Source organism: Dehalococcoidia bacterium (assembly GCA_025054935.1).
In the GTDB taxonomy this organism is placed as follows: domain Bacteria; phylum Chloroflexota; class Dehalococcoidia; order SpSt-223; family SpSt-223; genus JANWZD01.
On the sequence record JANWZD010000003.1, the window covers coordinates 208,552 to 232,510 of the forward strand.

The following is a 23,959-nucleotide window of genomic DNA, read 5'->3' on the forward strand; positions in this document are numbered from 1 at the left end:
GCGGCCTCAGCCGCGCTTGCGGCCGCTGGTCACCCATAGCCCGGCGCGCGTCGGCCGCTCCTCGATGTCGCAGAAGCCTGCGGCGCGGAGCAAGGCAGGGTAGTCGCGCAGACCGGCTTGCCGCCAGTAGGGCTCGCCGTTGTGCTCAGTCTGCCAGTCGGACGAGAAACGGCGGAACGGGTCGAGGTGACGATACGGCACGGTGTCGCCGATCTGGAAATAGCCGCCCGGCTTTGTGAGGCGGTAGCCCTCGGCGATCACATTGTACGCCGCCTCGTCGGGGATCTCGTGGAAGAGAATGCAGGAGGTGACGACATCGAACCAGTTGTCGGGGAAAGTCGTCTGTTCGGCGTTCTGCTGGCTCAAATGGAGTGCCAGCCCCAGGTGCTCGGCCAGCTTGTGGGCATACTTCAAGAGTGGCGCCGCGAGGTCGATGCCGTATACCTCGGCAGCGGGAAAGCGCTCCTTGATAGGGATGATGCTCTGGCCGATGCCGCATGCCATGTCGAGGATGCGCTCATAGGCGCCGTCCGGGATCATCTCGGCGACTGACCGCTTCAGGGCCCAGCGGTCGTTGCGGCCGGCGTGATAGACCACTTGGCCGGTGGCGAGAACGAAGGGGATCAGCGGCTGGCGGTGCATCCCGCCCGGCTGGATGTGGTACTCCACTTCGAAGTAGGCCGGGATCTCGAGAGCAGGGTCGAGGGTGAGCGAGCCGAGCGGCTGCGGGACCGGCTCGTCCAGCCAAGCGAGCAGCTCTGCAGCGTGGCGGCTGGTGGCCTCGAACAAGCGGGTCCACATCATCTCTTGGGTCTGGCGAGCGATGAAGCGGTCGGCCTGCCAGCGGAAATCGGGCGAAACGAGCGCGGCGACCTCCTCGACGGTGAGCGGGGACGCGCCGGCGTCGCGCCGACGCTCGGCCTCAGCGTCGACGCGCGCCGCAAGCGCTGCGCTCAGCGTCGCGGTCGTGTGTGCCTTGAGGGTCTTGATGAATTCCATGGTGGCGCGGTCAGGCTGGTCGAGCAGCACCTCGCCGGCGTCGAGCACGGCCATCCCCTTCCTCCTCTCTCGCCTCCGACGGGGACGCCGAGGCGGACGGCTCAGGATGTCGATTGAACATTGTAGACCGAAGAGGCAGCGCCGGCGACCCGCACGATCTCCCTAGGAGCGCGCCGGCCGGTGAGCGCGCTGCAACGACGCAGCGGGAAGCGCGTTGCTATAGTCAGCGCAGGAGGAGGGGATGCCGATCCACTCAATCAATCCAGCGACCGAAGAGCTTATCGAGACATTTCCCGAGGCAACAGCCGACGAGATCGATTCCATCCTCGAGGCGGCGCAGGCAGCCTATCGGGTGTGGTCGCGGACGCCGATCGAGGCGCGCGCCGAGCGGGTCGGCGCGCTCGCGGCCGTTCTCCGGGCGGACAAGGCCCGCTGGGCAGCGCTGATCACCGAGGAGATGGGCAAACCGATCGTCGAGGCAGAGGCAGAAGTCGAAAAGTGCGCTTGGAATTGCGAGTACTTCGCAGCGAATGGCCCGCGCTTCTTGGCCGACGAGCCGGTGCCGACCGAGGCGCGCGAGAGTTATGTCGCATTCGACCCGCTCGGCGTCGTCTTGGCGATCATGCCGTGGAACTTTCCCTTCTGGCAGGTCTTCCGCTTCTTGGCGCCGACGCTGGTTGCCGGCAATACAGCTGTCCTCAAGCATGCTGCCAATGTCCCGCGCTGCGCGCTCGCCATCGAAGAGATCGTGCGTCGGGCGGGGCTGCCCGATGGGACGCTGCGGGCGCTGCTCGTTGGGAATGAGGCTGTCGACGCGATCATCGGCGACCCGCGCATTGCGGCGGTCACCCTTACCGGCTCGAGCGCTGCCGGAGAGAAGGTGGCTGCCGCTGCCGGACGGCGTCTCAAGAAGCAGGTGCTCGAACTTGGCGGCTCCGACCCGTTCATTGTCCTTGCTGATGCCGACCTCGATGCGGCAGCGCAGACCGCTGCCCGAGCGCGCAATCAGAATGCCGGGCAGAGCTGTATCGCTGCCAAGCGTTTCATCGTCGAGGAGCCCGTCGCCGACGCCTTCCTAGAGCGGTTCACCGCCGCGGTCCAAGCGCTCCGGGTCGGCGACCCCGCTGATCGCACGACCAATGTCGGGCCGCTTGCCCGCGCTGACCTGCGCGACACGCTCGCCCGCCAAGTCGAAGCAAGTCGCGCCCACGGGGCGCGGCTCGTTCTCGGCGGCGCGCCGCTTGCGCGGCGCGGCTTCTTCTATCAGCCCACCATTCTCGATAGGGTGCAGCCAGACATGCCGGCGTTTCGTGAGGAGACATTCGGTCCCGTCGCGGCGGTTATCCGGGCGCGGGAGAGCGAGGAGGCGATCGCGCTCGCCAACGCCAGCGAGTACGGCTTGGGAGCAGCGCTCTGGACGGCCGACCTTGACCGCGCCAAGGCGCTCGCCCGCCGGATTGAGGCAGGGCTCGTGTTCATCAACGGTCTCGTCGCCTCAGACCCTCGCCTGCCCTTCGGCGGCATCAAGCGTAGCGGCTACGGCCGCGAGCTCGGCGTCTTCGGCATCCGCGAGTTCACGAACATCAAGACGGTCTGGGTCGGGCCGAGTACGCCGCGCTGATGGCAGACGGGGGCATGCTTGCGAGCGAGGAAGCGCTTTCCGCCGCTGTGCTCCCCTGCTGGGGACGGCGCCTAGGATGGCGCGCCCGCGCTTGTCCTCGCGAAGGAACGGCGGGCGCGGGCGTGCCGGCGGCATACCCCAGCTGCGCGAACGCCGGGAGCGCAGCGTGCCGATCCTGCTGCGGCGAACTGCGCACTCGGCGGCTTGCTGCCTTGCGGATCAGCGCTCTCGGCAGCGCCTGACCAGCTCCGCGAAGCGGCTGCGTTAGCGCGCAGCGATGAGCCGATCGATCGTGGGCTTGGCGGAGGAAACTGCAATTGCGAGGTTGATCCCTTGAACGGCGCGTCCGGCGTCGGAGGTGATGCGGGAGGTGACGATGCCGACGACTTCGCCGCGCGAATTGACGAGCGGCCCGCCGCTATTGCCTGGGTTCACCGCTGCATCGGTCTGAATGTACTGCAGGTCGGTGCGCTGAGCATTGCGAATTCCTGAGACAAGGCCGCGGCTGACGCTTGGCTCGCCCGGCAGGTTGAGGGCATAGCCGATCGCGATGACGTCGTCCCCGGTTCGCAGCGTTGTGGAGTCGCCGAGGCGGACGGTGGGCAGGTTCTGCGCTTCGACGCGGACGATGGCAAGGTCGCGGTCCTCATCGCGAGCGACGACCCGGCCTTGGAGGGTGCGGCCGCTGCTCAGGCGGACAGTGACGGTGGCGGCGCGGCCGACCACATGCGCGTTTGTCAGGATGTTGACGACGTTGTCGAGGATCATGCCGCTGCCGGTAGCGTTGTTGGCAGAAATCTGGACGACCGCGGGTTTGACGCGCTCTGCGATTTGGGCGGCGGTGAGGGGAGGGCTGGAGGTGGCAGTTGGCGCAGGCGTGCGCGGGACGGCGGTCGGCGTTGCCGGCGGGGCGCTGACAGCGCGCGCGGTTGGCGAGGGGGTCGGGCCGGGGCTGACGAGCGGCGCGGCGCTGATGGCGACGATGAGCGCCCCCACGCCGATCGCCATCAGGAGCGTCGTGATCGCCCCCAGCGCGTAGCCCAAGCAGAAGACGCCGCCGCGCATCAGGCTGTCACCGCCTCAACGGTCTTGCGCAAGGTTTCGGCCCACCCGTTTCGGCCCCGCGGAATGTGAACTTGGCTGACCCCAATCCGGACAGACCGGCCGAGAAGCCGCTCGAGCTTTGCCCGGTCAAGCCGGCCCGCTACCTGAACCACGATAGCACCATCTCGCGTCGCGATTGTCTCAACCCCTCGCCCGGCGGCCAGCGTGCGTAGGGTGGCGATGAAGAGCAGATTGCGCGCCGGCTCGGGCAGCTCGCCGAAACGGTCGCGAATCTCGTCGGCAAGGTCCTCCACCTCGCCCGGTGTCCGCGCTTCGACCAATCGCTGATAGAGGAGCAAGCGGGTGGTCTGGTCTTCCACAAAGTCGGGCGGCAGGTACGCTGGGAGCCCGAGGTCGATCAGCGGAGCCGGCGCCGGCGGGGGCGTCGGTGACTCGACCGGCCTGCCCTCGAGCGAGGCTTTCAGCTCCGCAATCGCTTCTCCAAGCAGGCGGGTGTAGAGATCGAAGCCGACCGCATCGATATGACCACTCTGCTCGACGCCGAGCAGGTTGCCGGCGCCCCGGATCTCGAGATCGCGCAGCGCAATCTGATAGCCTGCTCCCAGTTCGCTCGCTTCAAGGATCGCGCGCAATCGCCGCTCGGCCACTTCGCTCAGCCGCTGGTCGCGCGGGAAGAGGAGATACGCATACGCCCGGTTCGCGCCGCGTCCTACCCGGCCCCGCAGCTGATACAGCTGAGCGAGGCCGAAGCGATGAGCGTCGGTGATGATGATCGTGTTCGCGTTCGGGAGGTCGAGCCCCGATTCGATAATCGTCGTGCAGACCAGCACATCGTAGGCGCCGGCCGCAAAGTCGATCATCACGCGCTCGAGCTGCTCCTCCGGCATCTGGCCGTGCCCGACCGCAATCCGCGCCTCCGGCACTAGCCGCCGCAGCCGCTCCGCAGCCGCCTCGATGGTCGCGACGCGGTTGTGGACGTAGAAGACTTGGCCGCCGCGATCCAGTTCGCGCAAGATCGCCTGGCGGACAAGCGTCTCGTTATACTCGGCCGCCGTCGTCTTGATCGCAAGCCGCGCTTCGGGCGGCGTGTCGATCCGGCTGAGGTCGCGCACGCCGACAAGCGCTTGGTGCAAGGTGCGCGGGATCGGCGTTGCAGTCATCGTGAGGACGTGCACTTCCGCCCGCATCCGTTTCAGCTGCTCTTTGTGCACGACCCCAAAGCGCTGCTCTTCATCGACGACCACGAGGCCGAGGTTCTTGAACTGCACATCCTTCTGGATCAGCCGATGGGTGCCGATCACGATGTCGATGCTCCCCTGAGCAAGACCGGCGAGGATCCGCTGCTGCTCCTTCTCGGATTTGAGACGGCTGAGCATCTCGATCGTAACAGGGAACGCGGCCAGCCGCTCCTGAAAGGTGTGCAGATGCTGCTGCGCTAGCACCGTGGTCGGCACGAGAACCGCAACTTGCGCTCCTTCTTGCACGACTTTGAACGCAGCGCGAATGGCGACCTCCGTCTTCCCGTAGCCGACATCGCCGCAGATCAAGCGGTCCATCGGCCGGGGACGCTCGAGATCGCGCTTTGTCTCCTCGATCGCGATCAACTGGTCGGGCGTTTCGACATAGGGGAAGGAGTCTTCCAGCTCGCGCTGCCACGGTGTATCCGGGCCGAAGGCGCGCCCGGGGCTGACGGCGCGGAGCGCGTAGAGCCGCAGGAGGTCGCGCGCAACCTGCTCGACAGCTTTCTTCACCCGCGCCTTGCTGCGCGCCCACTCGCCGCTCGAAAGCCGCGTCAGCGACGGCGTTCGCTCGGCGCCGCCGATATAGCGGCTGACGCGATCGAGATGGTCTGTCGGCACCAGCAGCCGGTCACCCTCGGCGTACTCGAGGATGAGATATTCGCGTGCCGCTCCTCCCTCGATGCTGCGGGTGGTCAGACCGGCAAAGCGGCCTATCCCGTGCTCAACGTGCACCACATAGTCGCCCGGCTTCAGGTCGGCGAGGAAGTTGGCGGGCGGCGGCGCAGCGCGCGGGCGCTCGGGGGCGAGGCGGCGAACCTTAGCCAGCCCAAAAAGTTCTCGGTCGCTGTAGAGGACCAGCCCGCCCTCGAGCTGCCAGCCTTCCTCGATCGTCGCGCTGGTCAGGACGATCTCGCCGGGAGCAGGAGGCGAAGGAGAGTCGTCGACCCGCGGGGTGAGCCCGCGCTCCTCCAGCAACTCGCGCAGCCGCCCGGCCTGAAAGCTGGTGACGACGATCGGCCGGCCAGCCCGTCGGTCGTCGGCAAGCCGGCGGAACCACTCGTTCAGCCGACCGGCAAATGCTTCCACCGGACCGAGAGGCAACGACCGCGCGCGCGGGTCTTCCGCTCCCCACGCTGTCAGCTCGAGACGGCAGCGGTGCCGCTCAATTGCCGTCAGGAGCTCATCGACCGAGAGGTGCGGCAGCGGGAAGGAAGGCGGGATCTCCCGTCGGGCGATCAGCGCATCTCGCAGCGACATGGCTTGCTCCACCAGCCCTTCTGCCGCGAGGCGAACGTCGCGCGGGTCATCGACGACCAGCACCGCGCCCGGCGGCAGGTAGTCGAAGATGCTGGCGTGGGGAAGCAGTCCCGCGTAGAAGTCGATCCCGTCGAACGTCTCGCCGGCGCGCAGCCGGTCGAGGTCGGCGCGCAGCCGCCCTCGCGCCTCCTCGCTCAGGCCGCTCAGGTCGAGTTCCGGGATCGCCGTCGCCAGATGTTCTCGCGCCGGCCCGATGGTGACCTCGGTCACGAGCGCTGTCGACCGCTGGGAGACCGGGTCGAACGCGCGCAGGCTCTCAATTTCGTCGCCGAACAGCTCGACCCGCACCGGCGCCGCTTCGGTTGGCGAAAAGATGTCGAGAATGCCGCCTCGGCGGGCGAACGTGCCGGCAGCTGTGACGGCGGCGGCCGCTTCGTATCCTGCGTCGACAAGAAAGGCGAGAAGGGCCTCAAGGCGCACGCGGTCGCCGACGCGAAGAACGCGCCGACGTCCTTCGAGGTCGCGACGGCGGAGGGTAAAGGGAAGGATGGATTGCACCCCCGCCACCACGACAGGATGCGGGCTGTGGAGGAGAGCATCCAACGCGCGCAGCCGCCGCTGCGCAGTGATCGGATCGGGCAGCGCGCGCTCGTAGGGCAGCCCTTCTGGTTCTGGGAACAGGAAGATACGCCTCTGGTCGGGCATCCAGAGCGTCAGCTGATCTGCCAGCGCCTTGGCGCGCTCGGTGCGTCCGGTCACGATCAGCAGCGGCCGCCCGCTGGACTCGGACAGCGCCGCAACAAGGGCCGGCGTTGCGGCCCGAAGGGCGCGCAGCACGACCGGCCGGCCCGCAGCCATTTCTGTCAGGAGGTCGGTAAAGGCGGGCTGGTGCCGGAGAAGGCCGAGCAAACCGGCGAGGTTCACGCTGGGAGGGCTCCGCGACTGCGTCTGCAACAAGTGTAGCACGCGCCTCGTTCTGCTCCGGCTGCCGCTACAATGCTGGTATGCACCAGCCGCGACCGCGCGTTATCCGCAACGATAAAGAAGGGCGGCGCCTTATCACGGAATGGGCCGACGGCCGCCAAGGCGTAATTGAGTGGGAGCGGCTGCGCTGGGCCTGCCCCTGCGCGATCTGCGCCGGAGAGATGGGGGTCCCCGGCCGGCTGGCGAGGGTCACGACTCTCACCGACGACGAAAGGACACTCGAGCAGATCCGGGGGGTCGGCAATTACGCGATCGCCGCGCTCTGGAAAGATGGCCACGATACAGGGATTTATCCGTTCACCCTGCTCTATGCGCTCGCCTTTCCTGAAGCGGCGGAGCGTCAGTCGTCGCTGTAGGCGCGGACGGTGAAGCTGGTTGTGCCCGGCGCCCAGTAGACGAGGATGGAGAAGCTCGCCGATTGCCCGGGCGCGAGGACCGCTGCGGCCCCGCTGACCCCCGTGTTGACCAACGCGCCCGACTGGTTGTAGAGCGCGACCGACACCCGGACGTTGCGGATCGGCACGGCGCTCGCATTCACGACCGTGCCCTCGACGAGGTAGTTGTCGGTGCGCACCCTGACCCGCTCGACGTAGTAACAATCCTCCGTTTCGGGGTCGCAGTCCTCCCGCACGAAGATGCGGTCTTCCCCGATCTCCTCGAAAGCGCCGCGCCGGTCGACGATGCGGGCGCTGCCGATCGGTTGGTCGGAGACGCTCGGCGTTCCTTTGGGCTCAAGCGCTGCCAGCCGGATGTAGGGAGGAGGATCGACAACAGTGACGCGGAACGTCGAGACTTCTCCCGGCCGAAGATAGGACGCATCGAGCGGCGCTTCTGCGGTGAGCGCGAGCACGCCCGCAGGGTCGACGAAGCGCGCAACCACCGAGGGCTGCAGCAGCACGCTCGAGCTGGTATTGGCGATCTCGCCGACCACCCACAGGACCTGATCGCCGTAGGTGTAGACATGCCAACTGACGACGCGCGCGCCGGCGACCTCTTCGGCAACAGCCGCTGGCCGAGCAGGCGCGAGCGGGGCCGCATTCGCGGGAAGGGCGAAGCTCAGAGCAGCGGCGAGGGTGGCGATTCGATGAACGGTTCGCATCATCTGGCAGTCCCTCCGGCGCTGGAGTAGGGCAGCGGCGACGCTCCCACTAAGTGTACTGAGCAGCAAGGAGCAAAGTTTCTGATTTTGGCGTCAGAGCGGCCGATGAGTGAGGGAGCGCCAGATCAGGTTGAGCGCAGCGTAGGTCGCCCAGCGGCGCACTTCGGCGGGAGAAGAGACGCGGACGATCGATTGGCTCTCGCGGCGCTCGTGGTCGATGGCGATGGCGATCGTCCCGGGCTCGGCGGTGCCGATCGGGGTCGGCCCGGCAACCCCGCTCACGCCGATGCCGACCTCGGCGCCGAACCGTTCGCGGGCAAGCGCGGCAAGCGCCCGCGCTTCTGCCTCGCTGCCGGGCTGGCCGAGCGGAGAGCCCCAAGCCGTGCTGGTCGGCGCGGCGGCGACGAGCGCGCCGGCGAGCGCCTCGGCGAGCGCCGGTGTCTCGGCGAGGGTGGCGCTCAGCTCGCCGGCGGTCAGCGCATCGACGATCGCGAACCGTCGCTCTCCGAGGGCGCGCGCGATCACGCCGCCGATCGTCTCATCGTCGACCCCGTAAATATCCGGCTCAAGCCGCGCCCGCACTTCCCGCTCGAGGGGGGCGAGCAGCGCCTCGGCTTCGGCGGCGCTGCCCGCTTTTGCTGAAAGCCGAAGGTGAATCCCGTCTGCCTTGGCGTAGGTAGCGATGGTGGGGTTGGCCGACGTGAGGAGATCGCGCACCGCTTCTTCGACCGCCGACTCGCCCTTGCCCAAGATCTTGACGGTGCGGGTGAGGATGATGCCCCCGGCGCCGCGCGCGCGCAGCCGCGGCACAACTTCGTGCTCCCACATGCGCGTCATTTCGCGCGGCACGCCCGGCATCGCGACAGCGATTGCGCCGTTCGGCAGGTCGACCCACCAGCCTGGTGCAGTGCCAAGGGGGTTGGGCAGCGGCGTTGCCGAACGGATCAGGGAGGCTTGGCGCAGGTTCCGCGGCGGCATCGGCAGCTGGCGCCGCTCCCAGAACGCGCGCTGGGCAGCTTCGAGCGCGGGGTCGAGATACAGCTCCTCGCCGAGCGCCTGCGCGATCGCCTCGCGGGTCACGTCGTCCTCGGTTGGGCCAAGCCCCCCGGTGAAGATTGTCACGTCTGACCGCGCGAAGGCGCGCGCCGCTCCTTCCGCGAGCCGGTCGAGGTTGTCGCCGTAGGTAGAGATGTAGAACAGGTCGATCCCGAGGGCGGCGAGCTGCTGGGCGAGATAGACAGCGTTCGTATCGACGAGCAGACCGAGCAGCAGCTCGGTGCCGACCGAGATGATTTCTGCGCGCATGGAGGCTCCCTCGCTCAGGATCAGAGTGCAGAGCGGCAGTCGTCGGCTAGCCGCTGGGCGAGGCGGCGAGCAGCGCCTTCAGGCGGTCGATCGGGTCGATGCGTGTCGGGTCGACGCCGCGCAAGCCGGCCAGATAGTAGCTGACCCAGTCGCCAAGATGAATGAGGGTCAGCTGGTCGGCGAGGAGCGAGCGGCCTTCAGCAGTGATGACGCGCTGGCGGACCCCGGCCTGCTCGAGGAGCGCCGCCGTCGCCCGCTCGCGCATCCGGATCCGCTCGGAAAGGAGGGGCGAGGAGAGGAAGACGACCTCAACAAGCCGGGCAACTTGGGCGGGCTGCGCGATCCCCACAATAACGTTGTGGTTCATCTCGGGCAGCAGTTCGGCAACGGCCCACCCCTCGGCATTCTCGTTGATCTGCCCCTTCCAGCGGAGAGCGACCGGCGCGAGGTGCCCGCCGGCGATGAACACCGGCAGCCGCTCGTGCAGTGCCCGCGCCAGCAGCTTGGCGGAGTTGGCTGCCTCTGGCGTCTCAAGCGCCCAGCGGTCACGCGCTGCCTGCACTGCGCGCGCCGCCTCGACCAGTTCGGCGGACCGATCGTCGACAATGCCGAGCCGGGCCAGCACGCGGAGGAGCGGCAGAAAGAGATGCGCGATTGCTGCGCGCGGCTTTGCCGGATAGGTGACCGGGATGGCTGTTCCGCCCGCCGCGGTGACGAGATCGGCAAGGGGACCGCCAGTAGTCAGCGCGAGCGGCGTCGCCCCGGCACGGATCGCGGCGGCCATCGCGCTCAGCGTCTCTTCGGTTGTGCCGGAATAGCTGGCGCCGATAGCAAGCGTCCCCGGGCCGACCCAGCGCGGGGGGGCGTAATCGCGAATAACCAAAATCGGCACCCGCGCATCGCGCTCCGTCAGTGACCGAACGAGGTCCCCGCCGATCGCCGAGCCGCCCATCCCGAAGATGACCACGTTCGTCAGCGTGGGGATCGCGGGGAGCGGCGCTTGCCCCGCCGCTTCCCACGCCACGAGGCATTGCTCCGGGAATTCCCGGATCCGTCCTTCCATGTTGCTCGGGTCGTTGGCGCGCAGCCGTTCCGGATGGTCGAGCATCGCGACTCCACAGGGAGCGGCTTCCCTCCCGCCGCTCGAGAGAGGGCGATCCTAGCCGAAGGTGAGGGTATCGCGCTGAATCACGCGGTCGGGCCAGATGCGGATGCCGCAGTCGAGCCGATTGCCCGGCTCGATGACAACATTTGCGCCGATGAGAGCGTTGAAGGCGGTGCAGTCGACCCGGCTGTCGTTCGCGATGATGCAGTCGCTGACGATGGCGCCGTCGCCAATCCGCACATTCTCCCAGAGGATGGAACTGGTCACGTTGGCGTTCGCGCCGACAACACTGCCCGCCCCGATGACGGTCGGGCCGGCGATGACAGCGCCCGGCCCGATCTGGACCCGGTCGCCGAGGACGACCGGGCCGGTGAAGGTTGCCGATTCATCGATATCGCAGCCGTGGCCGACCCAGAGCCCCTGATCGCGCGGGCGCCCGAGATGGAGGTGGAGCCGTCCTGCCAGCAGGTCGCGGTGCACTTGGCGGTATTTCTCTGGTGTGCCGATATCGATCCAATAGCAGTCTGAGGGATAGGCGAGCAGCCGCTCGCCGGCCGCGAGAAGGTCGGGGAAGAGGCCGCGCTCAAACATCCAGTACTGTCCGCTCGGCACCCGCTCAAGCACATGCGGCTCGATGAGATAGGTGCCGGCGTTGATCAGATTGCTCCGCACCTCCTCCCGGCGCGGCTTTTCGGAAAACTTCGTGATCCAGCGGTTGGCGTCGAACTCGACGACGCCGAACTGCGTCGGGTCGTCGACCGGAGTTAAGGCGATCGAGACGGTCGCCTTTGCCTGCCGGTGGGCGGCCAGCATCGCGCCGAGGTCGAGGTCGGTGAGGATATCGCCGTTGAAGACGAAGCAGGTCTCGTCGAGGTGGCCGGCGGCGAGCTTGACAGCCCCTGCCGTCCCAAGGGGCGAGTCCTCAACCGAGTAGGTGAGGGTGACGCCGAGCTCTTGTCCGTCGCCGAGCCGCTCCCGGATGCGGTCTGGCAAGTAGCCCATCGCGAGCACGATGTCGGTGATCCCATGGCTGCGGATCCACGCGATCATGCGCTCGAGGAAGGGACGGTTGACGATCGGAACCATCGGCTTGGGAAGACGCGAAGTCAGCGGCCGCAGGCGCGAGCCTTCGCCGCCGACAAGGATCACTCCTTTCACGGCCGTACCTTCATGCCAAACTGGGATCGCCAATAGGCGAGCGTATCGCGAAGGGTCGTACGGAGATCGATCTCAGGGCGCCAGCCGATCTCGCGTTCGATCTTGCGCGTGTCGCAGAGGACGACCGGCGTATCGGCCGGCCGAAGGCGCTCGGGGTCGACTTCGACCTGAATGGGGCGTGCGGCCATGCTGAGCAGCATCTCAAGCAGGTCGCCGATGCGGTAGGCTTGGCCGCGGCCGATGTTGTAGGCGTCGCCCGGCCTTCCCCGAGTGACGAGCAGCCGATAGCCGCGAACAATATCGCGGACGTCGGTGATGTCGCGGGCGGAGTCGAGGTTGCCGACCCGCAGGATCGGCTCTTGTTCCCCCGCCTCAATCGCGGCGATCTGGCGAGCGAAGCTCGCGATGGCAAAGTCTGGCCGCTGCCCCGGGCCGACATGCATGAACGGCCGAACGCGGATTGTCCGCAAGCGCCGGCTGACGGCGTACTGGTAGGCAAGGTAGTCTTGCGCCACCTTGCTCGTCGCGTAGGGATTGGCTGGGCGAAACGGGGCGCTCTCTCCGAGCGGCTGTTCCTCAGGGCGCGCTGCGCCGAACATCTCGTTCGACCCGACCACCAGCACCACCGGATCGATGCCCGCTGCCAGCACCGCTTCGAACAGGACGATGGTCGTCTCGACATTCGCCTCGAACGTTCCCACGGGGTCGGTCCACGAGAGCGCGACCGACGCTTGGCCGGCGAGGTGATAGATGCAGTCAGGCTGCACCTCGCGGATAAGGGCTCGCACGGTCGCCGCGTCAAGCAGCTCGGCGGGCCGCCAGTCGATGCTGTCGTGCGTGGCGGGGGGAAGGCCGGGCTTGTAGACGCCGCAAATCTCATCCCCTTCGGCCAGAAGGTGACGGACGAGATGGCGGCCGACAAACCCGGCGGCGCCGGTGACCAGCGCTTTCAGGGCGACCCCAGTAGGCTACCCGACGGTAGCGACGCCCGCTTCTGCGCGAAGCAGCGCTGCCTTGTCGGTGCTTTCCCACGGTGCATCGATGTCGTCGCGGCCAAAGTGCCCGTAGGCTGCGGTCTTCCGGTAAATCGGGCGGCGCAGCTTCAGGTCGCGAATGATCGCCCCCGGCCGCAGGTCGAAGTGCTTCTTGACGAGGTCGACAATCACCTCATCCGGAACGTGCCCCGTGCCGAATGTCTCGACGAAGATCGAAACGGGGCGCGCGACCCCAATCGCGTAGGCAAGCTGAATTTCGCAGCGGTCGGCCAAGCCGGCGGCGACGATGTTCTTGGCGACCCAACGTGCGGCATAGGCAGCCGACCGGTCGACCTTGGTTGGGTCTTTGCCGGAGAAGGCGCCGCCGCCGTGCCGCGCCATCCCGCCATAGGTGTCGACCATGATCTTGCGGCCGGTCAGACCGGCATCGCCCATCGGGCCGCCGATAGCGAACTTCCCCGTGGCGTTGATGAAATATTTCGTGCTCTCGTCGAGGAAGTCGGCGGGGATGCACGCGTTGATGACGTGCTCCCGGATATCGAGCGTCAGCTGCTCGCGCGAGACGGCCGGATCGTGCTGGGCCGCGATCACAATCGTATCAACGCGAACCGGCCGGCCGTAGCGGTACTCGACGGTCACTTGCGACTTGCCGTCTGGCCGCAGGTAGGGGAGCTTGCCGGAGCGGCGCACCGCCGCGAGCTGGCGGGTCAGCCGGTGGGCCAAGGCGATCGGCATCGGCATCAGCTCCGGCGTCTCGTTGCAGGCGAAGCCGACCATCATCCCTTGGTCGCCCGCCCCGAAGCGCTCCGCCTCGTCGACAACTTGGCTGCCGCGCACCTCAAGAGCGGTATTGACGCCTTGAGCGATGTCGGGGGACTGCGTGCCGATCGCGACGATGACGCCGCAGGTCGCCGCGTCGAAGCCGAACGCCGAGTTCGTGTACCCAATCTCGGCGACCGTTTGGCGAACGATCTCTGGGTAGTTCACCACTGCGCGCGAGGTGATCTCGCCGAGGACGACAATCAAGCCGGTGGTCGTCGCGGTTTCGCACGCGACTCGCGCCTCCGGGTCCTGAGCGAGGTGCGCGTCCAAGATCGCGTCGGAAATCTGGTCGCACATCTTGTCGGGGTGCCCCTCGGTCACCGATTCCGAGGTGAAGAACAATTGCGGGGAACGCATGAAGGTGGTGCTACCCATCGGGTCGTTCACGTGAAGATCTCCCTCCGATTTCTCCACCCAGGCGAGGCTGCTGGCCTCGGAATCGTTGTTCCGAAGCTTAGCGGCTGTTCCCGATCGCGACAAGGCGACACGATCGCCGCACGGCGCACGCGATCGAAGCGCCTCCGCTCTCACGTTGCGGTCCGCCGCCATCCCGCGGCGCGCGACAGGGAGCGGCCGCAGCGCGGAGCAGCCCTGCCGCGCTGCGGCCTCGAGACGGCTCCTGCTTTCTGCGCGGCCGCTCTCGATCAGGCGCGGGAATGCTCGCGGATGAAGGCGAGGCAGCGCTGCCACGCATCCGCGGACGCCTCGGCATACTGCTCGTACGCCCGGTCGAAGAAGCTGTGCGGCGCGCCCGGATAGACGACGACCTCGTGCTTCAGCCCGGCCTCTTGGAAGGCCTGCCGCAGCTCATCGACCGCCTCCGGCGGAATCCCGGGGTCGGCGCCGCCCATCAGCGCAAGCACGGGGCAGGTCATCTCTTTCGCGCGCGCCGCCGGACCGGGCGCGCCGTCGCGGGTCGGGCCGGGCCGTCCGTAGAAGCCAATCGCGCCGGCGAGGCCGTGGCCATTCGCCGCCTGCAGCCACGAGTGGGCGCCGCCGAAGCAGAACCCCACCGTGAAGATGCTTCGGCACGACCCTCCCTCGGGCGACCGGAGATACTCGACCGCCGCGCGGGTGTCGGCAGCGACCCCGGCGGCGGTGGTCTGCGCGACATGATCCAGAAAAGGGAAATCGGCGTCGCGTTCGCCTACCCCGGCCGTTCGGCCGAAGTAGTCGATGGCGACCGCGTTGATCCCCTCTTCGGCGAAGCGGACGGCAAGCTCCTCGTAGAACTTGAAGAGACCGCGAACGTCGGGGAGGATAACAACCCCGGCCCCGCTCGGGGCGGCCGACATGGCGGCGAAGGCGGCGAACCGATTCCCGTCGCTCGCTGTCAGCGTGATCAGCTTCGTCTCAACCTTCGCGCCGTTGGATCGGATCGGCGGCTCGGCATCCGGAGGAACGCACATCGGTCAGCACCTCAATCACGCGCTCCGCTGCGCAGCGGGCATCCGACATCATAGCGCGACAGCAGCTCCTGCCGACGGCGGCACTCGCCGCGACAGCATCCACACCGTCGGATGGGCGAGGCGGTTGATCGCGCCGGCGGGGCGAGGCTCCCGAACGCGAAGCGGCGCTGCGTCGCCCGCAGCAGAGGGAGGGTCGAGGCTGGAGCGGCAGGCAGGCGTTCCGCCGGCGTCCCGCGACGCCGGCGCGCGCCAGAAGTGAAGGGGCTGGATGCATCGTGCTGCGGCGCGGGCGCGCCGAGACCGCGGCAGTTGGGGACGCGCCCGATCTCCCGCAGGGGAGAAAAGAGGGCGCCAAGGCGGCGGGCGGAGGCAGCACCAGAGCGGTTTCTCCTCTCTGCTCTCGGGAGCGGCGCAGCGCAGGGCGGTGCTGCTCAGGGGGTGCGTGAGAGGAACGGCCGAGCGAGCAGCTGAAGGCTGGCGTCGCGCATTCGCTTGAGCACCGCTTCAGCGTCGGCGCCCTGCAGCAGCCGGGGCTGCGTGTAGTCGTCGAGCAGCGTCGGGAAGTAGTGGGCGCTCACGAGCCAGCGGTCGTAGAAGACGTAGCGGCCGATCACCCCCTCTCGAACATCGCGCTGGAACATCTGGTCGAAGAGGAAATTGCCATGGGAATAGGCGATCAGCTTCCCTTGGTAGATCTCGATGCCTTGAACCACGTGCGGATGGTTGCCGACTACGAGGTCGGCGCCGGCGTCGATCGCGAGCCGCCCGATCTCGCGGGGGTCGTCGTCGGCCACGCCCGGTTCAATGGCCGGCGTCGACACATACTCCTTGCCCCAGTGGAATTGGACGACAACGACCGTGGCCGCGCGCCGGGCCTCGGCGACTTGGCGGCGGATCTTCTCCCGGTCGAACCGCACGCCGATGCCGTTGTAGCCGAGGAAAGCGAAGCGCACGCCGCGCACATCGAGGTAGGCGATCTCGCCCCGGCCGGTCACGCCGATATTCGCCGCCTTCAGATGCGCGATCGTCTCCTCCACCCCTTCAACGCCGTAGTCGCCGGCGTGATTGTTGGCGAGATTGACCATATCGATCGCGGCCCACTTGAGCGCCTCGACAAAGCGGACATCCCCGCAAAACTGGTAGCCGCTGGTGACAACCGGGCAGCGCCGAAGAAGCGGCGCTTCGAGATTGATGAACCGCACGTCCCCGTCCTTCAGAACGTCGATGGTGGCGCGGAAGGGGTAGATGAAGTCGCCGCGCGCGGTCAGCTTGTAGTTGACGTAGCGTGCTGGGATGACGTCGCCGGTGACGATCAGGGTGCGCACGCGCCGCGGGTCGACCCCGGCAGGAAGGGGGGCTCGCGTCGTGGTCAGCAGGTCGGCGACGCGCAGCGGCGGCAGCTCCGGCGGCCGGATGCCGACCGGAGAGGTCGGCGTCGGCGAGGGGGAGGCCGTTGCTGTCGGAGGAAGGGGGGTGAAGGTGGGGGTGGCGAACGCGGCAGCCACGAGGTCGCCGCCGCTGCCTTGGACGACGACATAGCCCGCGCTGCTGACGGCGAGCGCGACGAAGGCGACGCCGAGCAGCACGCAGCCTCCTCCGATCCATCGCGTCCAGCGGCTGGGCATGCGCGGAGTATCGAAGCGATGCGCTCCCGCTTCAAGCGCCGGCAGCGCCGCGATCGCGCGTCTCGGCGGCAGCCCCTGCGCTCAAGACAGCAGGCCCGCTCCTAGCGGCATCTCCTCTGCCGAGCGGAGCGCAGGCGCCCTGCCACACGCTGAGAAGCCGGCGCGGCGGGGGGCGCACGGCGGCTACTTGCGGCCTTGGGTTGTGAACAGGATTGCGTCCGGCTCGACCGGCGCTTGGGTCACCTCACGGAAGCCGGCGGCGCGGAACATCGCTTCGAGGTCGCGCATTCCGTGGGAGCGCCAGTACGGCTCGCCATTGTTCTCTGTCTGCCAGTCGGCAAAGAAGGCGCGGTAGGGGTCGAGCTTCCGGTAGGGGCCGATGTCGCCGACATTAAAGATGCCGCCCGGCTTCAGGAGCCGATAGGCCTCGCGGATGACATTTTCGGCGGCTTCATCGGGAATTTCGTGGAACAGGATGCAGCACGAGACGACATCGAAATACTCGTCCGGGAAGTCGGTCGCTTCGGCATTCTGCTGGCTGAGATGGAGCGCGATCCCGAACCGCTCGGCGAAGCGGTGGGCGTACTTCAAGAACGGCGCGGACATATCGACGCCATACACCTCGGCGTCGGGGAAGCGCTCCTTGAGGACGATAACGCTCGACCCCATGCCGCAGCCGAGGTCGAGGATCCGCTCATAGCGGCCCTCGGGGATCGCCCGCGCCACCTTCGTCTGCTGTTCCCAGCGGTCGTTGGCGCCCGAGTGGTAGATGGCACGGCCGACTTCCATGACCCACGGGATCATCGGCTTGCCGTGCATCCCGCCGGGCTGGATGTGGTAGTCGATCTCGTAATAGGCGGGATACTGCAGGTCGGGATTAAGGCGCAGACTGCCCTTCGGGTTCTCCACGGGCGCCTCAAGCCGCTGCAGATACTGTTCCTCCTCGGGCAGGAGCGCCTCAAACAGCCGCGGCCAGAGCATCTCTTGCGCCTGGCGAGAGATAAAGCGGTCGGCCTGCCATTCGAAGAGCGGATTGATGAGGTCTGCCACTTCGCGCGGCGTGGAGGGCGGCTGGCGGCCGGCAGCAAGCGCCTCGCGCACGGCTGCTTCGTAGCGCTCGCGCGCCACTCTGCCGACGACGGCAGCGCTGACCGTCTTGATGTTCTTCAGAAAGTCGAGCGTCGCGCGGTCCTCTTGCTTGAATTTGGTCTGCTCCGATGGCACAAACGTATCCGTGATGCCCATTGCTGCTCCTTGTGCCGGCGCCGCCGACGGAGAAAGATTGAAATTCTTCTGCTAGTCTAGCATCATGCATAGAGCGGTTCAATCAACGCGCGCGCTGCACGTTCTGTCCCGAGGCGCGAGCACGACTGGCGCCTGACCAGGCATAATGATCGCCGGCTGGCGACCCCAGCACGTGAGGACGAGCCACAAAGGAGTGTGCCCATGGTTGTCGCAAGTGAACGGGCCATTGACCGCATTGTCCGCCTTCTCGGCGATGAAGCCGAGTCGCTGCTCTCTCACCAGTCGCGCACCATCGACCGCTCGTTGCTGCACTTGCCCGGTCCCGACTTTCTCGACACGGTGTTCCAGCCGAGCGATCGCAACAGCCAGACATTGCGCAATCTTCACGCGCTTTTCAACACCGGCCGTCTTGCCGGCACCGGCTATGTCAGCATTCTCCCCGTTGACCAGGGGGTCGAGCATAGCGCCGGCGCGAGCTTCGCGCCGAACCCCATCTATTTCGACCCGGAGAACATCGTCAAACTGGCGATCGAAGGCGGCTGCAACGCTGTCGCCTCGACCCTCGGCGTTCTCGGCGCTGTCAGCCGGCGCTATGCCCATAAAATTCCCTTCATTGTCAAGATCAACCATAACGAGCTGCTCACCTACCCGAATAAGTACGACCAGATTCTGTTTGCGAGTGTCAAGCAGGCGTGGAATCTCGGCGCGGCAGGCATCGGCGCCACAATCTACTTCGGCAGCGAAGAGAGCAGCCGTCAGATCGTCGAAATCAGCCAGGCGTTTGCCCAAGCGCATGAGCTGGGGATGTTCACCGTGCTCTGGTGCTATCTCCGCAACAGCGCGTTCAAGGCCGATAAGGACTACCATCTCGCTGCCGACTTGACCGGTCAAGCAAACCATCTTGGCGTGACGATCGAGGCCGACCTCATCAAGCAAAAGCTGCCCGAGAACAACAACGGCTACGGCGCGCTGAGCGTCAACGGCGTGAAATACGGCCAGACGAGCAAACTGGTCTACACCCAGCTCACCTCCGACCACCCGATTGACCTCTGCCGCTACCAAGTGGTCAACTGCTACATGGGGCGCGCGGGCTTGATCAACTCCGGGGGCGCTTCGGGCGCGAACGACCTTGCTGAAGCGGTGCGCACGGCGGTTATCAACAAGCGCGCGGGCGGCATGGGGCTGATCAGCGGGCGCAAGGCGTTCCAGAAGCCGATGAAGGAGGGGATTGAGCTGCTGCACGCGATCCAAGACGTCTATCTCTGCCCGGACGTGACGATCGCCTAAGCGGGCTCACGGCCCGAAAGAAAAGCCGGAGCCGAGGAAGTAGGCAGCACCACCGGCGAGGGCAACCCCCACGCAGAAGACGACGACGAACCCGACAACGGCAGCGAGACAGCAGCCGGTCATGCTCGATTGCCGCGCTGCCGGCGCAGCGGCCCGCTCACCCTGAGCGGCGCTGCTGCTCGGCGCTGCCGGCGTCGCTAGGATGACGTGGGCGCCGCATTGGTCACAGAAGCGTTGGGAAGGCGCGAGCGGCGCGCCGCACTGAAAGCAGCGTTGGACCGCGCTTGGCATGGGTCGCCTCCTCGCTGCGCCATCATAGCGTCTTGGCGAACTTGACGCCGTGACGAGCGCAGCGTATGGTCAGTCGCGCCAACGGAGGAACGCTCGCCATGCCTGGCCCTCTTGCCGGTGTGCGCATCATCGACCTGAGCGAAGGCGTCGCCGGCCCCTTTGCCGCCAAACAGCTTGCCGACCTCGGCGCGGATGTCATCAAGGTCGAACGGCCGGGAGGCGACCCGGCACGCCGGTACGGTCCCTTTCCCGGCGACATTCCGCATCCGGAGAAGAGCGGGCTGTTTATCCATCTCAATACCAACAAGCGCTCGGTCGTGGTCGACCCCGCAACGCCGAGCGGGCGAGCGATCATCCTCCAGCTCGCTGCGCGCGCCCATGCCCTTATCGAGAGCTTTCCTCCCGGAACGCTGGCTGCGTGGGGACTAGGGTGGGACGACCTTGCCGCCGTTAATCCGCGGATCGTGCTCACCTCGGTCACCCCGTTTGGAACGGCCGGTCCAGCAGCTCATCGGCAGGCAACCGACCTGACGCTTGCCGCCCGCTCCAGCTTCCTCATCGCTGCCGGCGAGCCAGACCGGGAGCCGGTGAAATATCCCGGCCGCCAAACCGAGCTGGTTGGCGGGCTGCATGCGGCTTGGGGAACGATGGTGGCGCTCTATCATGCCGATGTCACGGGCGAGGGCCAAGTGGTCGACACCTCGATTCTCGAAGCAGCAGTGATGATCTCCGACCAGAATATGCTGAGCGTCGCCTACTGGAACGGCGGGGGACGCGCCCGCGCCGGCCGGCGGCCGCTTCGCTTCCCGCCGATCGTGATGCCGGTCCTCGACGGCTATGTCTCGCTGCTCGTCACCGATCTGCAGTGGCCCCGCTTCTGTCGGATGGCCGGTCTTGAGGCGTATGCCCATGACCCCCAGCTCGCTACCCAGCGCGGTCGTATCGAGCGGCTCGAAGAGCTCGAGGTCGCCTTTCTGCCCTGGTTTCTCAGCCATACCAAGCGCGAGGTGTTCGAGATCGCGCAACGGCACGGCGTCCCAATCGCGCCATTCAATACCATCGCTGAGGTGCTCGACGACCCACAGTTCCGCGCGCGGGGATATTTCCGGAAGATGGTGCACCCCGTGCTGGGCGAGATCACGCTCACCGGGCCGCCGGCGCTGTTGACGGAGACCCCCTGGGAGCTGCGAAGGCCGGCGCCCCTGCTCGACCAGCACGCCGAGGAGATCTTGTGCGGGGAGCTCGGGTACCGCCCGGAAGAGCTCCTTGCGCTGCGCGCCGAAGGAGCGACCGGATGAATGTGCTGACTGATCTGCCGGGCGCCCTGCGCGGCATCCGCGTGCTCGACTACACGACGGCGTGGGCGGGACCGCGGCTGACGACCTATCTTGCCGAGATGGGCGCCGAGGTGATCCACGTCGAGTCGATCCAGTATCTCGATACGCACCGTGGCTGGAGCAAGTGGGCGTGGGGCGCCTCCGGCAACATGCCGAACAACGACCCCGGTCGTCGGCCTTGGGAACGCAACTCGCAATATAACGAGTTCAATAAAAACAAGCTCGGGATCACGCTCAACCTCGCCGACCCGGACGGGGTCGCCCTGTTCAAAGAACTGGTCAAGATCTCTGATGTCGTAGTGGATAACTACAAAGCGGGCACCACTGCCCGCTTCGGCGTCGACTACGACACCTTGCGGAAGATCCGTCCCGACATCATCCAAGTTTCGCTTCCGGCGTTCGGCTCGACCGGCCCCTACCGCGACTACACCGCGTGGGGGAATCAGGTGATGGCGCTCTGCGGCCAGGGCCTGCTGCTGAACTACGAGGGCGAGGAAGAGCCCGAGCCGGGCGGCACCTATGCCGATCCGCTGGCCGCGATCACGGGCGCGTTCGTCGTGGTGGCGGCGCTCTTTCACCGCCGGCGCACCGGCCAAGGGCAGTACATCGAATTGGCGCTTAGTGAGGTCAGTCCGCCGCTCCTTCCCGAGGCTTTCGCTGAGTACACCATGAACGGCCGTCAGCCCCTTCCGCGCGGCAACAGCGTCCCTGAAGCGGTGCCGTGGAACGTCTACCCCTGCCAGGGCGAGGATGCCTGGATTGCCATTTGCTGCCGCACTGATGCGGAGGCGCTGCGGCTGTTTGAGATGATGGGCCGGCGCGATTTTCTCGAGCGTTTCGCGACGATCCCCGCGCGCCTTGCCGCGCGCGCCGAGATCGACGCTGCAGTCGCCGCGTGGACGGCGCCCCAGGAGAAATATCAGCTTGCCGATCGCCTGCAGGCGGCCGGGATCCCTGCCGAGGCAGCGGCGCAGTACGCCGAAGTCCTTGTCGACCCGCAGCTGCAGGCGCGCGGCTTCTTTGTCGAACTCGATCACCCGGAATGCGGGGTCTATCCCCATCCGCTGCAGGCGGTGCGGCTCTCGAAAACGCCGCCGATCGATTACCGCGCCGCTCCAACGTATGGTCAGCACAACGCCGAAGTCCTCGGGGGGCTGCTCGGAGTGAGCCAAGAGCGCTTGGAGGAGCTGGCGGCAAAGCAGGTGATCGGCACCGAGCCGCTCGAGGACGAGGAGCGCCGCCGCCGCGATCGCGCCTGGGGGGTCAGCTGAGCCGTTCGATATTCACCTTGCTGAACGACTGAGGCTCAAACCCCGCGGCCCCCACAACGCATGGCCGGCTCTTCAGAATGTGGCAGTTCGCCATTTGCGGCGACGTCCGGTCGAGCGTGGTGGTAGAGCGCCGCGCGATCGCTCGAAGACGTTGTCGACCTCGGCAGGGTCAGCGGAAAGGGGCGCCGCTCTTGGGAGCAGCACGTTGCGCTGGGGCCCGTCCTTGCGCTCGACGAAGAGCACCCCTGACGTGGCGGGCGTGCGGACGTGGCGCGCCTTTCAGTGGGTCGCTGTTGGTCTGCACCCGCACCTGAAAGTCAGGTTCTGGAACAGTGCTCCCCTCGGTGGTAGAGGGCCGCCCGCTCGCCGAGAGCGTGCTCAGGAAGCTGCTGGCCGTGCCGAAGGCGAGAAACTCACGGATGGCGCTGCGGTCGCGTCGTTCGTCCCGCTCTCTCCTTGCTCGGGCGCCTGCCGATGGTCGCGGCATCGGCGCCTGTTCTCGGAGGGAGAAGGCGCAGTGTCCAGCCGCTCCGCTCATCTTCTTCGCCGCTGGCAGGAGGCTGCGCAGAAAAATCCGTCAAAAACCGTAGGTCATGGGTCGGTCCTCCTCGCTACGCTCCGCGTGGCTGATACGTCTCTCAGGGGGACACGATGTATCGCTGGCGCCGACGTGGCGAGGGGTTTGTGCTCGAAGATTATGAGGAGATCCGCCGCTGGGTTGAGCAGCATGGAGGCCGGCCGGCGCGGCTTTCCGGGACCTCCTCTGGCGATGACCCCGGGCTGATCCGCATCTGGTTCCCTGGGCAAATTGTCGGCCGGCTTGAGCCGATCACCTGGGAGCAGTTCTTCGCGAAGATGACTGAGAAGCGGCTCGCCCTTCGGTGCTGGGAGGGCGAGCGCGGCTCCCGCCCCTTTGCCCGGATCGTCTCGCGCCCAAGCGAGCGTGCTCTCCGCCTCGAGGCGGGCGCCTCCGCGGAGGGGCAGGGCGCGCGTCATCGCGTGAGCGGCTAGAACAGCCCGCGGCGAAGGGGGAGCCCGCCGAAGACTGCTCCCGCCTCGAAAAAGGCGTAAACCCGTCGGAATGCCGCAAAGTCGGGGGGATCGCGCCGCGCAGCGACATGCCAGACCGCGCACTCGATCTCCTCAAGCCGCTGGGAAAGTACGAAAGGAGAGGTGGGCACCGGAATGTCGCGGTAGCTCGGCAGTCCTGGGCCCGGGAAAGAAACTGCCCGCGGCGGCACGCGGGGAACGAGGCTGAGCACGACTTTGGCATGATTGGCCGCCTCGATTTCGGTCAGGTCGGGGCGGCGCAGTTCGCTGCCGCGGCCGTCGGGACTGTCGGTGCAGTCGATCAAGTCGGCAGGGCGAAGCACGGCGCGCCACTCCGCGACACTCGCTTCCGACGCGCGCGCCGTCTGGCGGACCCCCTGCTGCACCCATTCCACGTGGGTCAGCGTTTCGCTCGCGAGAAAGTCGGCGGTCTCCGCGTCGACGTCGCCGGTCAGATACTGTCGCAGCGCTTCTCGCGTCTCCTGAAACAGCCGCTGAAGGCGCAGCAACGCTCGCAGGCCATCACCCGACAACGCCATACGTCCCTCAGCAGAGGCGACGCGCTCACCCATCACCGTCTGCGCTCCCGAGCGCGGTCGCCTCGGTCATGAACGTTCCCATTGGTATATCGTGCAGCCAAGCAGGAGTCAAGAGCGTGTTTCGGCACGCCGCCTGACCGCAGCGGAGAGCGCGCGGCTCCCGGCACGCGCTTGCCGCTCCGTATGCGGCGGACGGCTGTGAGCAGCCGGCGGGTCAGACGAGGTCGCCGCACCGTGCTGCTGCCCCGAGCACT

General features: G+C 67.1%; 20 protein-coding genes. 6 read left to right on the forward strand and 14 right to left on the reverse strand.

Annotation, left to right across the window (positions count from 1 at the left end; translation table 11 throughout):
• Positions 1-6: 6 nt before the first annotated feature.
• On the reverse strand, positions 7-1,053 hold the full coding sequence (locus NZ773_05750) for a class I SAM-dependent methyltransferase (protein ID MCS6801428.1): 1,047 nt from the start codon (positions 1,051-1,053) through the stop codon (positions 7-9).
• A 187-nt stretch (positions 1,054-1,240) separates the two neighbouring features.
• Between NZ773_05750 and NZ773_05755 the strand changes: the two genes are divergently transcribed.
• The gene (locus NZ773_05755) at positions 1,241-2,620 is read left to right on the forward strand and encodes an NAD-dependent succinate-semialdehyde dehydrogenase (GenBank protein MCS6801429.1); all 1,380 of its coding nucleotides are present in this window, start codon (positions 1,241-1,243) and stop codon (positions 2,618-2,620) included.
• 264 nt (positions 2,621-2,884) lie between these two features.
• Here NZ773_05755 and NZ773_05760 read toward each other — a convergent pair whose 3' ends face one another.
• A complete protein-coding gene (locus tag NZ773_05760) occupies positions 2,885-3,685 on the reverse strand; it encodes a trypsin-like peptidase domain-containing protein (protein ID MCS6801430.1) in 801 nt (266 codons plus the stop codon).
• Complete coding sequence (mfd, locus tag NZ773_05765) at positions 3,685-7,107, reverse strand: transcription-repair coupling factor (GenBank protein ID MCS6801431.1); 3,423 nt, start codon at positions 7,105-7,107, stop codon at positions 3,685-3,687. Before mfd ends, NZ773_05760 begins: the two co-directional genes overlap by 1 nt.
• A gap of 80 nt (positions 7,108-7,187) precedes the next feature.
• On the opposite strand from mfd, the gene NZ773_05770 reads away from it, so the two are divergent.
• On the forward strand, positions 7,188-7,523 hold the full coding sequence (locus NZ773_05770) for a DUF971 domain-containing protein (GenBank protein ID MCS6801432.1): 336 nt from the start codon (positions 7,188-7,190) through the stop codon (positions 7,521-7,523).
• On the opposite strand, the gene NZ773_05775 is transcribed toward NZ773_05770, so the two are convergent.
• The 9 genes from NZ773_05775 to NZ773_05815 form a co-directional block, all read right to left on the reverse strand.
• A complete protein-coding gene (locus NZ773_05775; GenBank protein MCS6801433.1) occupies positions 7,508-8,269 on the reverse strand; it encodes an FxLYD domain-containing protein in 762 nt (253 codons plus the stop codon). The two genes, NZ773_05770 and NZ773_05775, sit on opposite strands and share 16 nt — an antisense overlap.
• Positions 8,270-8,359: 90 nt before the next feature.
• Complete coding sequence (locus NZ773_05780; GenBank protein ID MCS6801434.1) at positions 8,360-9,571, reverse strand: CinA family nicotinamide mononucleotide deamidase-related protein; 1,212 nt, start codon at positions 9,569-9,571, stop codon at positions 8,360-8,362.
• A gap of 46 nt (positions 9,572-9,617) precedes the next feature.
• A complete protein-coding gene (locus NZ773_05785; protein ID MCS6801435.1) occupies positions 9,618-10,679 on the reverse strand; it encodes a bifunctional phosphoglucose/phosphomannose isomerase in 1,062 nt (353 codons plus the stop codon).
• A gap of 51 nt (positions 10,680-10,730) precedes the next feature.
• A complete protein-coding gene (locus NZ773_05790; GenBank protein MCS6801436.1) occupies positions 10,731-11,834 on the reverse strand; it encodes an NDP-sugar synthase in 1,104 nt (367 codons plus the stop codon).
• On the reverse strand, positions 11,831-12,787 hold the full coding sequence (locus NZ773_05795; protein MCS6801437.1) for a GDP-mannose 4,6-dehydratase: 957 nt from the start codon (positions 12,785-12,787) through the stop codon (positions 11,831-11,833). Before NZ773_05795 ends, NZ773_05790 begins: the two co-directional genes overlap by 4 nt.
• 15 nt (positions 12,788-12,802) lie before the next feature.
• Positions 12,803-14,026, reverse strand: coding sequence for a methionine adenosyltransferase (gene metK / locus NZ773_05800; protein MCS6801438.1), 1,224 nt, complete (start codon positions 14,024-14,026; stop codon positions 12,803-12,805).
• A gap of 269 nt (positions 14,027-14,295) precedes the next feature.
• Positions 14,296-15,060, reverse strand: coding sequence for a dienelactone hydrolase family protein (locus NZ773_05805; protein MCS6801439.1), 765 nt, complete (start codon positions 15,058-15,060; stop codon positions 14,296-14,298).
• A gap of 431 nt (positions 15,061-15,491) precedes the next feature.
• A complete protein-coding gene (locus tag NZ773_05810; protein MCS6801440.1) occupies positions 15,492-16,685 on the reverse strand; it encodes a CapA family protein in 1,194 nt (397 codons plus the stop codon).
• 183 nt (positions 16,686-16,868) lie between these two features.
• The gene (locus tag NZ773_05815; GenBank protein ID MCS6801441.1) at positions 16,869-17,930 is read right to left on the reverse strand and encodes a methyltransferase domain-containing protein; all 1,062 of its coding nucleotides are present in this window, start codon (positions 17,928-17,930) and stop codon (positions 16,869-16,871) included.
• A 201-nt stretch (positions 17,931-18,131) separates the two neighbouring features.
• Here NZ773_05815 and NZ773_05820 point away from each other — a divergent pair, with 201 nt between their 5' ends.
• Positions 18,132-19,217: a class I fructose-bisphosphate aldolase gene (locus NZ773_05820; GenBank protein MCS6801442.1), complete on the forward strand. Its 1,086-nt coding sequence runs from the start codon at positions 18,132-18,134 to the stop codon at positions 19,215-19,217.
• A 6-nt stretch (positions 19,218-19,223) separates the two neighbouring features.
• On the opposite strand, the gene NZ773_05825 is transcribed toward NZ773_05820, so the two are convergent.
• Positions 19,224-19,508, reverse strand: a complete 285-nt coding sequence (locus tag NZ773_05825) for a zinc-ribbon domain-containing protein (protein ID MCS6801443.1) — start codon at positions 19,506-19,508, stop codon at positions 19,224-19,226.
• A gap of 65 nt (positions 19,509-19,573) precedes the next feature.
• Between NZ773_05825 and NZ773_05830 the strand changes: the two genes are divergently transcribed.
• From NZ773_05830 to NZ773_05840, 3 genes are all read left to right on the forward strand, one after another.
• Positions 19,574-20,806, forward strand: coding sequence for a CoA transferase (locus NZ773_05830; protein MCS6801444.1), 1,233 nt, complete (start codon positions 19,574-19,576; stop codon positions 20,804-20,806).
• On the forward strand, positions 20,803-22,116 hold the full coding sequence (locus NZ773_05835; GenBank protein ID MCS6801445.1) for a CoA transferase: 1,314 nt from the start codon (positions 20,803-20,805) through the stop codon (positions 22,114-22,116). The genes NZ773_05830 and NZ773_05835 overlap by 4 nt, the downstream gene beginning before the upstream one ends.
• A gap of 651 nt (positions 22,117-22,767) precedes the next feature.
• Positions 22,768-23,127, forward strand: a complete 360-nt coding sequence (locus NZ773_05840; protein MCS6801446.1) for a hypothetical protein — start codon at positions 22,768-22,770, stop codon at positions 23,125-23,127.
• Here NZ773_05840 and NZ773_05845 read toward each other — a convergent pair.
• Entirely contained in the window at positions 23,124-23,705 is a 582-nt protein-coding gene (locus NZ773_05845; protein ID MCS6801447.1) for a hypothetical protein, read from the reverse strand. The two genes, NZ773_05840 and NZ773_05845, sit on opposite strands and share 4 nt — an antisense overlap.
• Positions 23,706-23,959 lie beyond the last annotated feature (254 nt).

Excerpts from the sequence above, each read along its gene's own strand:
- NZ773_05750 (MCS6801428.1), bottom strand. The coding sequence starts at position 1,053 with ATGGCCGTGCTCGACGCCGGCGAGGTGCTGCTCGACCAGCCTGACCGC.
- NZ773_05755 (MCS6801429.1), top strand. The coding sequence starts at position 1,241 with ATGCCGATCCACTCAATCAATCCAGCGACCGAAGAGCTTATCGAGACA.
- NZ773_05760 (MCS6801430.1), bottom strand. The coding sequence starts at position 3,685 with ATGCGCGGCGGCGTCTTCTGCTTGGGCTACGCGCTGGGGGCGATCACG.
- NZ773_05770 (MCS6801432.1), top strand. The coding sequence starts at position 7,188 with ATGCACCAGCCGCGACCGCGCGTTATCCGCAACGATAAAGAAGGGCGG.
- NZ773_05775 (MCS6801433.1), bottom strand. The coding sequence starts at position 8,269 with ATGATGCGAACCGTTCATCGAATCGCCACCCTCGCCGCTGCTCTGAGC.
- NZ773_05780 (MCS6801434.1), bottom strand. The coding sequence starts at position 9,571 with ATGCGCGCAGAAATCATCTCGGTCGGCACCGAGCTGCTGCTCGGTCTG.
- NZ773_05785 (MCS6801435.1), bottom strand. The coding sequence starts at position 10,679 with ATGCTCGACCATCCGGAACGGCTGCGCGCCAACGACCCGAGCAACATG.
- metK (MCS6801438.1), bottom strand. The coding sequence starts at position 14,026 with ATGGGTAGCACCACCTTCATGCGTTCCCCGCAATTGTTCTTCACCTCG.
- NZ773_05805 (MCS6801439.1), bottom strand. The coding sequence starts at position 15,060 with ATGTGCGTTCCTCCGGATGCCGAGCCGCCGATCCGATCCAACGGCGCG.
- NZ773_05810 (MCS6801440.1), bottom strand. The coding sequence starts at position 16,685 with ATGCCCAGCCGCTGGACGCGATGGATCGGAGGAGGCTGCGTGCTGCTC.
- NZ773_05815 (MCS6801441.1), bottom strand. The coding sequence starts at position 17,930 with ATGGGCATCACGGATACGTTTGTGCCATCGGAGCAGACCAAATTCAAG.
- NZ773_05820 (MCS6801442.1), top strand. The coding sequence starts at position 18,132 with ATGGTTGTCGCAAGTGAACGGGCCATTGACCGCATTGTCCGCCTTCTC.
- NZ773_05825 (MCS6801443.1), bottom strand. The coding sequence starts at position 19,508 with ATGCCAAGCGCGGTCCAACGCTGCTTTCAGTGCGGCGCGCCGCTCGCG.
- NZ773_05830 (MCS6801444.1), top strand. The coding sequence starts at position 19,574 with ATGGTCAGTCGCGCCAACGGAGGAACGCTCGCCATGCCTGGCCCTCTT.
- NZ773_05835 (MCS6801445.1), top strand. The coding sequence starts at position 20,803 with ATGAATGTGCTGACTGATCTGCCGGGCGCCCTGCGCGGCATCCGCGTG.
- NZ773_05840 (MCS6801446.1), top strand. The coding sequence starts at position 22,768 with ATGTATCGCTGGCGCCGACGTGGCGAGGGGTTTGTGCTCGAAGATTAT.
- NZ773_05845 (MCS6801447.1), bottom strand. The coding sequence starts at position 23,705 with ATGGCGTTGTCGGGTGATGGCCTGCGAGCGTTGCTGCGCCTTCAGCGG.